Below are 11343 nucleotides of genomic sequence, written 5' to 3'. Positions count from 1 at the left end.
GACCGCTGTGAGCGAGCCCGACAGCCGAATCGCCGTGATCGGCATGGCGGTACGGCTCCCGGGGGCCGAGGACGTCACGGACTTCGGGACCCTGCTGAGGCACGACGGGGTCGAGGTCGACGAGGTCCCGCCGAGCCGCTGGGCCAGGGGGCTGTACCTCGGGGACGGCGCCCACCAGGGCACGCACCACCGTGGTGCCTTCCTGCTGGACCCGTTCTCCTTCGACCACGCGGCGTTCGGCATGACCGCCGAGGACGCCGTCCTCCTCGACCCGCAGCAGCGCGTGATGCTGGAGGTCGGCGCCCGGGCCCTGGAGGACTCCGGCTATCTGGGGGCGCGTCGGCGGCTCGACGCGGGCGTGTTCGTCGGCGCCCGTATGAACGGCTACGGGTTCGACCACGGACGGGGCCCGGGCCCCGGGGGTGCCCAGGTACCCGGCCTCGCCGGGGAGCCGAGGGCAGCATCCCTCTGGGGCCGGTCGCAGAACTTCATGGCGGCCTGGCTGTCCGACCGGTTCGACCTGGCGGGCCCGAGTCTCGTCGTCGACACCGCGTGCTCGTCCTCCCTGTCCGCCGTCTGGCTGGCCTGCCAGAGCCTGACGGCGGGAGCCTGCGAGCTGGCCGTCGTCGGCGCGGTCGACCTGCTGATCGACCCGCTCACCTTCGTCCTGCTCTCCCGCACCGGAGCCCTGTCCCCGGACGGCCTGTGCCGGACCTTCGACCGCAGGGCCGACGGGTACGTACCCGGCGAGGGAGCCGTCGCCCTGGTCCTGAAGCCGATGCGCGCGGCACTGGTCGACGGCGACCTGGTCCTCGGCGCCATCGCCGCGACCGCCGTCAACAACGACGGCCGCACCATGGGCGTCACCTCGCCCAACGTGGAGGCCCAGGTCGAACTGCTCGGCAAGGTCTACGAGCGGATCGACCCCGCGACCGTCCAGTACGTCGAGGCCCACGGCACCGGCACGGCCATCGGCGACCCGATCGAGGCGCGCGCCCTCACCGAGGTGTTCGGCCGGCACGGTGTGCCCCGCAACTCCGTGGCCCTCGGCTCCCTCAAGCGCCGCATCGGCCATCTGCACTCGGCGTCGGGCCTGGCGGGACTGGCCAAGGTCATCGTCATGCTGCGCGACGGCATCGTCCCCGCGCTCACCGTCGAGGAGCCCAACCCCCGCCTCGGCCTGGCCGGCAGCCCCTTCCACCTCCCCGCCACGCACGGCCCCTGGCCCGAGACGCCCGTGCGACGCGCCGCGGTGAGCGGCTTCGGCTTCGGCGGGACGAACGCGCACGTCGTCGCCGAAGCCGTACCCCCGGCTCCGCGCGCGCGGAACCACACCGGCGGGCAGCCCCGTACGGTCCACGTCCTGCCCCTGTCGGCCGACACGCCGTACGCGCTGCGGGAACTGGTCGCGCAGTGGATCGAGTTCCTGCCCACCGTGGCCGACGACCTCGACGACGTGTGCGCCACCGCCCGGCTGGCACGTCCGCACCGCTCGGAGCGGGTCGCCGTCTCCGGCGCCGACGCCACGGAGCTGACGTCCGCCCTGCGCGCCTGGCTCCTGCGGTACGACGCGTCCGACACCGCCGCGCCCGGCCTGCTCGCCGTCCGCGTGCGGCCCCGTGAGGACGAGGCACCCCCCGCCTGGCTCGTCGCCCTCGACCGCTCGGTGCCTCCCGTGCACGAGATAATCGGCCGCTTCGAGACGGCGACCGGAGCACGCCTGACCGACTTCACCGGCGAACTGCTGCGCATCAGCGAGGGAGTCGCCCTCGCGGTGGCGCTGCGCGACGCGGGGCTGCCGGACAGCGCGGTGGACCTGCCCCCGGGGTGGGAGGCGATCCGGGAGTTCGCGTGGGGCCGTGTACCGCTCGAAGAGGCGTTGGCCGACGTCCTGCGCCACGACGGTGACCCCGCCCCCGAGCCCCCGCACGAGCCCACCGCCGCCGCCGACCTGTGCGCCCGCCTGGCCCGGGCCCACGACGGCCGGGACGTGGCCGAGGTGCTCGCCGCGCTCACCGCCGACCTCTTCGCGGCCGGCCGGGACATCGACTGGGCCGCCCACCAAGGGGAGACGGCATGGCACAAGCGCCTGCTGCCGTCGGCCCAGCCGCGCGGCCGGGCCCTCGACCTGCGCGAGCCCCGGCGCTCGCCCGAACCCGGCACGCCCGCCGAACTCGTACGGGACGAGGGCGCCGACGGATACGTCTTCGCCCGGGTCTTCGGGCCCGGTGAGACCCCCCTCGCCCAGCACGCCGTGTACCGCAGGATCATGCTGCCGGGGGTGGCGTGGTTCGAGTTCCTGCGCGAGGGCGCCGCGTTGCGCGGCGAACCCTTCCACGGAGTACGGGACCTGCTGTTCCACCGCCCGCTGATCCCCTCCGGCGCGTGCCGCGTGGTGTGCCGCGTCGACGCGCGGGGGCGGTTCACGGTGGAGGACGACGGGAACGGGGCCCCCTTCGTCACCGGCCTTCTGTTGCGCGAGCCCGCCACCCGGCCGACCCCCGTACCGATCCCCGCACTGATCGGTTCCTGTGGGGAGGTGCACGCCGGCTCGGGTCTCTACCGGTGGCTCCGGCGCATCGGCTACCACCACGGCCGCTACTACCGGAACATCTCCTGGGTGGCGGGCCTTCCGGACGGCGGCACGCTCGCCCGGATCGAGGGGCGCCGCCAGCGGGAGTCGAACCCGCCCGGCGTCCAGCTGTTCCCGGGGCTGCTCGACAGCGTCACCATCGCCGCGATCGCCCCGGACAACCCGGTGTTCGGCGCCGCCGAGGCCTCCGCGTTCATTCCGCTCTCGGCGGGCCGGGTGGACGTCCACGGCCCGCTGGACGACGCCGCCTACGTCCGTACGGAGATCGCCTTCTGGAACGAGGAGGCCTGCCGCGTCACCCAGACGGTGACCGACACGACGGGCCGGCCGCTGCTGGTCTTCGGCGACATGTCGTCCAAGAGGGTGCCGCTGGAGGCGTTCAGCGACGAGGGGGCCACGCTCGGCGGTGCCGCCCTGCCCGTGCCCAGCGACACCACCACCCCGCCTCCCATCCGCACCGCCCCCGCCCCTGCCCCCGCGACGCGCGGCGACCGGCCGGTGATGCCCGGGCGGGTGCTCGACTGGTTCCTGGAGCTGACGGGGACCTCCGCGGACGACGCCGACACGGAGTTCCTGTCGGCCGGGTTCGACTCGGTGGGCCTGGTGTCGCTGAGCGAGCGGATCTCCCAGGAGTTCGGGCTGTCGCTCTACCCGACGGTGTTCTTCGAGCACCCGACACCCCGGCAGTTCGCCGAGTTCGTCCTGACCGAGGCCCCGGACCGGGCCGCCGCACTGGCCCCGTCGCCCCGCCCGGCCGACGGGACGTCAACCCCCGCCACGCCGCCCGCGCCCGCCGAGCCGGCCACCGCGCCCCGGACACCCGCCGACGACCCGACCCCGGCCCCCCGCCCGTCCACCACGAGGCCCGCGGCGCCCGCCCCCACACCCACAACTGCCCCCACACCCACAACCGACCGCACACCCGCCCCCGACCGCACACCCGACACCGCCCGCTCCCGCGACATCGCCGTCGTCGGCGCGGCGGTCCGTCTTCCCACCGCACGTACCCTCACCGGCTTCGCGGACCTCCTGCGCGAAGGCCGGGACACCGTACGCGCGCTGCCCGACGGCCGCTGGAGCCGGCCGTCGTACGGACCGGCCCCGCACGCCTCGTTCCTGGAGGCCGTGGACGAGTTCGACCCGGGCCCGTTCCGGATCTCGCCCCGGGAAGCGCCCCTGATCGACCCCCAGGCGAGGATCGTGTACGAAACGATCTGGGAGGCCCTGGAGGACGGGGCACGGGCGGGCGAGCGGGCCGAGCGCAGCCGTACCGGACTGTGGATCGCGTACAGCCACGACCACTACCACGAGGAGCGCGCCCGCCACGGCGTACCGGACGGCCGGGGCCTGGGTCTGGAGGCGATGATCGCGAACCGGCTGTCCTACCTGATGGACTGGCACGGCCCGAGCGCGCTCGTCAACACCCTCTGCTCGTCCTCGCTGGTGGCCGTGCACACGGCCTTGCAGCATCTGCGCGCCGGGGACATCGACACGGCGGTGATCGGTGCCGTGCACGCCGCCATCAGCCCGGAGTACTTCCGCTCGATGGGCGATCTGATGGCCCTGTCACCACGGCACCGCTGCCGTGCCTTCGACAGCACCGGCGACGGCTTCGTCCCCGGAGAGGGCGCGGTCGCCGTCGTCCTGCGGCGGCACGACGACGCCCGGCGGGACGGCGACCGGATCCGGGGCCTCATCAAGGGCGCGGCCGTGAACCACGGCGGCCGTACCACCCGTTACTCCGCCCCGAGCCCCCGCGCCCAACGGGACGTCATCACGGCGGCGCTGCGGGACGCGGAGATCTCCCCGGAGACGGTCGGGCTGCTGGAGGCGCACGGCACGGGGACGAGCCTCGGCGACCCCATCGAGATCGACGGGCTGACCCGGGCGTGGCGGGAGCACACCGACCGGGCGCAGTTCTGCGCGATCGGGTCGTTGAAGTCGAACATCGGTCATCTGGAGCCGGCCGCCGGTCTGGCGGGACTGGTGAAGGCCTTGTTGGCGATGGAGCACGAGGTGATCCCGCCGACGCTGCACGTGACCCGCCCCAACGACCACATCCGCTTCGAGGACACGCCCTTCTACCTCGCCGACCGCCCCCAGCCGTGGCCGCGTGGCGGTCACCCCCGGCGGGCCGCGATCAGCGCCTTCGGCATGGGCGGCGTCAACGCCCACGTCATCGTCGAAGAGCCACCGCCGGTGCCCCGGGACACCCCTCTCCCGCAGGACAGCCACATCGTGCGGGTCGGCGCGGCGGACGAGGCCACCCTGCGCGACCTGGCCGGTGCCTACGCCGACCAGCTCGCCGGCACCGCCGAGGACCGGCTCGGCGACTTCGCCCGCACCGCCAACACCGCACGCACCGCCCACCGTTACCGCACGGCGGTGCACGGCGCCACGGCCGGCGAACTGGCCGCCCGGCTCGCGGAGGTCGCCTCGGCCACCACACCCCCGACCCGGCACACCCGTACGGCGACGACGACCGCGTTCCTCTTCACCGGGCAGGGCTCGCAGTACGCCGGCATGGGCCAGGGGCTGCGGGCCACCGAACCGCACTTCCGCGACGCGCTCCAGGAATGCGCCGACCTGCTCGTCCCCTGGACCGACGTGCCCCTGCCGGACCTGCTGTACGGCGACGCCCGGCACCTGCTGGACCAGACCCGGTACGCGCAGATCGGCATCGTCAGCGTCCAGGTCGCCCTGGTGGCGTCGCTGCGGGCGGCCGGGGTCCGGCCCGACGTGGTCGCCGGGCACAGCCTGGGCGAACTGACCGCGGCCTGGGCGGCGGGAGTGCTCGCCCTGCCCGACCTGCTGCGGCTGACCGCGCTGCGCGGCGAGCTGATGCAGGCCCAGCCCGCGACCGGAACGATGGCCGTCGTCCACACCGACGCGCACACCCTCATGGCCGAACTGGAGGCGTACCCCGGCCTCGAGATCGCCGCCCACAACGCGCCGCGCGTCCACACCGTCAGCGGCCCGGCGGAGGTGATGGCCCGCTTCCGCCGGGAAACCTCCGCCCGCGTACAGCCCCTGACGGTCAGCCACGCCTTCCACTCGGCGATGATGGAACCCGCCCTCGCCCCCTTCGCGGACGCCGTGGCCGCCACCCCGCTCGCACCCCCGTCGATCCCCTTCGCCAGCACCCTCACCGGCACCTGGCACAGCGACATCACCGCCACCGACCCCGGGCACTGGGCCCAGGCGATCCGCCGCCCCGTCCGCTTCGCCCAGGCCGTCACCACCCTGGCCGAGACGGACCCCCACGCCGTCTGGGAGATCGGCCCGCATCCGCAGCTGGTCCCGCTCGCCCGCGCCACGCTCACCGAGCAGCGCCCCGACCTCGACTGCGCGTGGATCACCACGCTCCGGCGGGGCCGTGAGGACCAGCCGCAGTTCCACGCCGCGCTGACGGCCCACCACAACCACACCGGCACCGACCTGGACTGGACCGGCCTCCACCACGGCAAACACCAGAGCGTCACCACCGTCCCCGGCTACCCCTTCCGGCGCCGCCGGTTCTGGATCACACCCGGCACGCCCACCGCACCGGGCCCCGACACCACGACCACCGACAGCACCCATCCGCACGAGACGAAAAGGCCCGAGCACCATGGCTAGCGAATACGGACTGAAGCGACACTTCAACGGTGAGGCCGCGCGCCTCATCGGCGGCAAGGTCCGCGCCGTCCACCCCGAGTTCGACGTCGAGGGATACGCCACCGAAGTCGAACAGCGCATCCCCGGCAAGGAACTCAAGGACCGCGTCCTCGTCCTGACCGAGGGACTGCGCACCCGGCTCCCCGAGGACTACCCGGCCGCCGTGGCCGTGCTCGTGTCGATCCTCGGCGACGACCTCGCCGAGGGCGAGGGCATGTTCAACACCAGCTGGTTCCTCATGCCGGTGGCCAGGTTCGTGGAGGAGTACGGCCGGGACCACCCCGAGGTGTCCCTGGACGCCATCGAGGAGATCACCCGGCGCCACACCGGCGAGTACGCCATCAGGCCCTTCGTCGAGCTCCACTACGCGATGACCATGAAGCGCGTCGCGGAGTGGGCGGTCAGCCCGAGCCACAACGTACGGCGCCTCGCCAGCGAGGGAATCCGCCCGCGTCTGCCCTGGGCCCGCACCCTCGACGTGTTCGTGAAGGACCCGGCGCCCCTCCTGGAGATCCTCGAACCCCTGCGCAGCGACCCCTCCGAGTACGTGCGCAAGTCCGTCGCCAACAACCTCAACGACATCTCCAAGGACACCCCCGACCTCGCGCTCGCCACAGCGCTGCGCTGGCTGGAGGAGAGCCCCACGCCCGAGACGAACTGGATCGTGAAGCACGCCCTGCGCACCCTCGTGAAGAAGGGCGACCAGCAGGCCCTGGCCATCCTCGGGGCGACCGGCGGCGAACTCGTCCAGGTCACCGACCTGCGCGTCACCCCCGGGGCGGTGGTCGTCGGGGACACCGTCGTCATCGACTTCACCGTCGAGAACGCCGACGACCGGGCCCACAGCGTCACCGTCGACTACGTGGTCCACCACGTGCGCAAGAACGGCCGCAGCATCCCCAAGGTCTTCAAGCTGACGACCCTCGAACTCGCCGCCGGCGAACGGCGGGTCGTGCGCAAGAGCCACACCCTCAAGGAGGTGCAGACCCGCCGGTACTACGCGGGTGAGCACGCGGTCGACATTCAGGTGAACGGCCTGGTCAAGGCCACCGAGCGGTTCGACCTACGCACATGAGCGGCACCCGGGTCCATCTCGCCGCCACCGATCCGCTGGTTCACGACCACCGGATCGGTGACACCCCCGTCGTCCCGGCCGCCGCCCAGATCGACGCCCTGCTCACCGCCTGCGACACCGGACGGCCCGACCGCGTGTGGACGCTGGAGAACGTCACCTTCCGCGCCCCGCTGCGGGTGACCGGGCCGGGCGTCGACCTGAGCGTGGTCACGGCCGACGACGGGCGCTGCGCGCTCAGTTCGCACCCGGCCGACGGAGACGGCGCGCCGGTCGAGCACAGCACGGCGCACGCCACCGGTGTTCCCCTGCCGCCGCCCCACTACGTCGACCTGACCGGGCTGCGGGCCGACTGCACGCGGTCCGTCCCGCTGACGGACGTGGCCGCGTGGCGGCGGGCCAGCGGCATCACCTACGGGCCCGCCTACCGGGCGATCCGGTCCGCGTACCGGGGGCAGGACCGGATGCTGGTGGTGCTGCGCGCGGACGACGACCTGCACGGGACCCGGTTCGTGCCGCCGCCGCTGCTCGACAGCGTCTTCCAGGCCCTGGGCATGCTCGACGACGGGGCCGCCGGGGCGTGCCTGCCGTGGTTCGTGGGCCGGCTCGTGGCCCGCCGGCGGATCTCCGGCACGGTCCTCGCCCTCGTCGAGCGGGACGCCTCCGCCGGGTCCCGGGGCGGTGCCGTACGGGGAAGGGCCACCGTCTGCAACCAGCAGGGCGAGGTGCTGCTCGAACTGGACCGCGTCACCCTCAAGTCACCGGCCCCGCCCCGGCCCGCCGGGGCGGTGGGGGAGCGGGCCCGGTCGGCCCGGTCTGCCCGGTCGGCGAGCGGCTCGATCGAGACCGTCGTCTGGCGGGGGACCGAACCGGCCGTCGTCCCCCGGGCCTCCGATGCCCCTCTGCTGCTCATCTCGGCGCAGCCGACACCGGTGCCGGAGGGCCGGTCCGTCGTCCGTCTGACGCCGGACGAGCTGACCGAGGAGCGTCTCGCGGACGTGCTCGACGGCACGCCCGTGGGCGCGGTGCTGTACGCCGCGCCCACGGGCGTGCCGGCGGGCGAGGAGCGGGTGGAGGAGGCCCTGCAGGGGGTGTTCACCCTGGTACGGCGGCTCGCGGCACGTCCGCCGATGCCCGATCTGCTGATCGTCACCGCCGGGGCCCACCAGGTCGCGGAAGGGGAGAGCGTCGACCCCTTCATGACCTCCCTGTGGGGACTCGGCCGCACCCTGCGCGTGGAACACCCCCGCACCACCGTCCGTCTGGTGGACCTGGAGGCCGGTGCCGAGCTCACGGCGACCGCGCTGGAGGAGGTACTCGGACAGACCGAGCCGGAACTCGCCCGCCGCACGGGCGGTTGGTACCGGCCCTCGCTGGAGCCGAGCGGGCCCGCACCGGAAGCACCCTCCGACGGCGGCGCACCCTCCGACGGCGGCGCGCGGGTTCCCCGGTTCCGTGGCGGGCGCTTCCTCATCACCGGCGGCATGGGCGGCATCGGGCTGCGGGTCGCGGAGTTCCTGGCGGCCGAAGGCTGCGCCCGGCTGACCCTCGTGGGCCGGACCGTCCCGGACGCGGGGGAGGCGCGGGCACGGCTCGACCGGCTCGGTGCCCTCTGCGAGGTGGACACCGTGGCCGCGGACGTCCGCCGGCTCCCGGAGGTGCTCGACGGCGCCGAACGCTACGACGGGGTGTTCCACGCCGCCGGCGTGCTGCGCGACGGCCTGGCCCGCACCCTGACGCCGGACCGGATCGGGGACGTCCTCGGCCCCAAGACCGGCGGCGTGCAGGCGATCGCCGAGCTGATCGCCCGCGCCGACTCCCCGGACTTCGTCGCCCTCTTCTCGTCCGTCGCCTCCGTACGCGCCAACGTCGGGCAGAGCTCCTACGCGGCGGCCAACGCCTACCTCGACGGCTACGCCGCCCGCAGACGCGCCGACGGCGAGCCCTGGTTCAGCCTCGGCTGGGGGCTGTGGAACGTCGGCATGGGCGAGGGCATCGCCCCGAAGGCCGCCGCGCACGGCGTCCCGGTCCTCACGGCGGACAGCGGGGTCGCCCTGCTGCGCGCCGTCCTCGGCCGTCCACCCGCCCACTACGTCCTGTCCGCCGCCGTCGACGCGAAGGAAGAACCCATGACCGCTGTGACACCGGAACGCGGGCTGTGGCTGTCCCTGACCACGGCCCTGACGAACGTCCTGCACGTCGACGACGTGGCGCCCGAGGACGATCTGCTGGAGCTGGGCCTCGACTCGATGATGGCGGTCGAGCTGGCAGCCGCCCTGTCCACCGACGGCTTCGAGGTCGACCCGATGGTCTTCTTCGAGCACAGCACGGTCGGCGCCCTCGCCGACCACCTCCAGCCGCCGACCCGAACGACCGCGCCGGCCCAGCCCCCCGCGACCGCGACCGTGCCCACCCCGCCGGCCCCGGCCCCCACGGCCCCGGCCCCCACGGCCCCGGCCCTCGCGACACCGACCCCTGCGGCTCCGGCCCCCGCCCCTCCGGCCCCCGAGAGGGAACGCCCGGCGCCGGCCGCCGCGCACCGGAACACGGCCGACTCCTTCGTCCCCGACTGGGACCGCTTCCGCGCCCCGGAACCCGCCGCCCGCCCCGAGGACGGCCCGGCACCCGCCCGCCCCCTCCCGGCGGCCGCGCGCACAGCGCACCCCACGAACGCACTGCTTCCCGGGGCGGCCACGTCCCGGACGGCTCCGGCCCCCGAGGCACCCCGGCCCACCGCCCGCATCCCCCGGCGCACCCTCCCCGGCCGCCTCTCCAGCAGGCCCGACGGCACCTTCCTGGACCGGCGCATCGACGCCCTCTCCGTGGAGGACCGGGTGGTCGTCGCCAAGGACGAGTACTTCTACGAGCCCGTCATCGAGGAGGCCCGGGGCGCCCGCATCAAGTTCGACGGCCGCTGGTTCCTCAACTTCGCCTCGTACAGCTACCTCGGCCTCATCGGACACGACTACATCGAGCAGCAGGCGCTGCGTGCCGTGGAACGGCACGGGACCGGCGCCCACGGCGTACGGCTCCTCGCGGGCACCCTCCATCTGCACCGCGAACTGGAACTCACGCTCGCCCGGTTCCTGGGCACCGAGGACGCCGTCGTCTTCTCCAGCGGCTACATCACCAACGTGGCCACGGTGGGCGCGCTGGTCGGCCCCGGCGACGTCATCATCGGCGACGTCTACAACCACGCCAGCATCCTCGACGGCTACCGGCTGTCGGGCGCCAAGGTCGTCACGTACGCGCACAACGACCTCGCCGACCTGGAGCGCGCCCTGAGGAAGGCGGGGGACGCGGGACGGCTGGTGGTGACCGACGCCGTCTTCAGCATGGACGGCGACGTGGCCGACCTGCCGGGCATCGTCGAGCTGTGCGAGCGGTACGACGCCCCGCTGATGGTGGACGAGGCGCACAGCCTCGGTGTGCTCGGCCGTACAGGACGCGGTATCACCGAGCACTTCGGCATCGACCCCGCCCGCGTCGACGTGAAGATGGGCACGCTGTCCAAGACCGTGCCCAGCGCGGGCGGTTACATCGCGGGATCGAGCGACCTCGTCTTCGCGCTGAAGAACAACGCGCGGGGCTGGATGTTCTCCGCCGCCGCGACACCGGCCCAGGTGGCGGCGGCCAGGGCGGCGATCGAGGTGATCGACGCGGCGCCTGAACTGCCCCGCGAACTGCGGGCCCGTACCGCCCGCTACCGGGAGCAGCTGAGGGCGCTGGGCTTCGACACGCTCACCGGGGAGACGCCGGTCGTGCCGATCATCTGCCGCAGCGCCGAGCAGGCGGGCGCCATGGCCCGCGCGTGCCAGCTCGACGGGCTGTTCGTCCAGCCGATCGTCTACCCGGCGGTGCCAAGGACCCTGCCGAGGCTGCGGACGATCGTCAACCTCGGCCACTCGGAGGCCGATCTGGACACCGCCGTCGCGACGTTGGAGAAGGCCGGCCGGGCCTGCGGCCTCCTCACCTGACCACGGAACCGACACGCCACGGAACCGACACGCCACGGAACGAC

At 74.0% G+C, this 11343-nt stretch carries 3 protein-coding genes; all 3 read left to right on the top strand.

The genetic code is table 11. From position 1 onward, the window contains the following. Positions 1 to 7: 7 nt before the first annotated feature. Genes ABT147_RS01775 through ABT147_RS01765 form a run of 3 tightly spaced genes read left to right on the top strand, consistent with a single transcriptional unit; the run spans position 8 to position 11299 of the window. Entirely contained in the window at positions 8 to 6211 is a 6204-nt protein-coding gene (locus ABT147_RS01775; RefSeq protein WP_351401605.1) for a beta-ketoacyl synthase N-terminal-like domain-containing protein, read from the top strand. After that, complete coding sequence (locus tag ABT147_RS01770) at positions 6204 to 7325, top strand: DNA alkylation repair protein (RefSeq protein ID WP_351401603.1); 1122 nt, start codon at positions 6204 to 6206, stop codon at positions 7323 to 7325. Before ABT147_RS01775 ends, ABT147_RS01770 begins: the two co-directional genes overlap by 8 nt. Beyond that, on the top strand, positions 7322 to 11299 hold the full coding sequence (locus ABT147_RS01765; protein ID WP_351401601.1) for an aminotransferase class I/II-fold pyridoxal phosphate-dependent enzyme: 3978 nt from the start codon (positions 7322 to 7324) through the stop codon (positions 11297 to 11299). Before ABT147_RS01770 ends, ABT147_RS01765 begins: the two co-directional genes overlap by 4 nt. Positions 11300 to 11343: the final 44 nt, after the last annotated feature.

It is taken from the genome of Streptomyces sp. NPDC001868, from assembly GCF_040297125.1.
Classification (GTDB): domain Bacteria; phylum Actinomycetota; class Actinomycetes; order Streptomycetales; family Streptomycetaceae; genus Streptomyces.
Note: the sequence above shows the minus strand (reverse complement) of the source record. Positions and strands in the feature narration are given on the sequence as shown.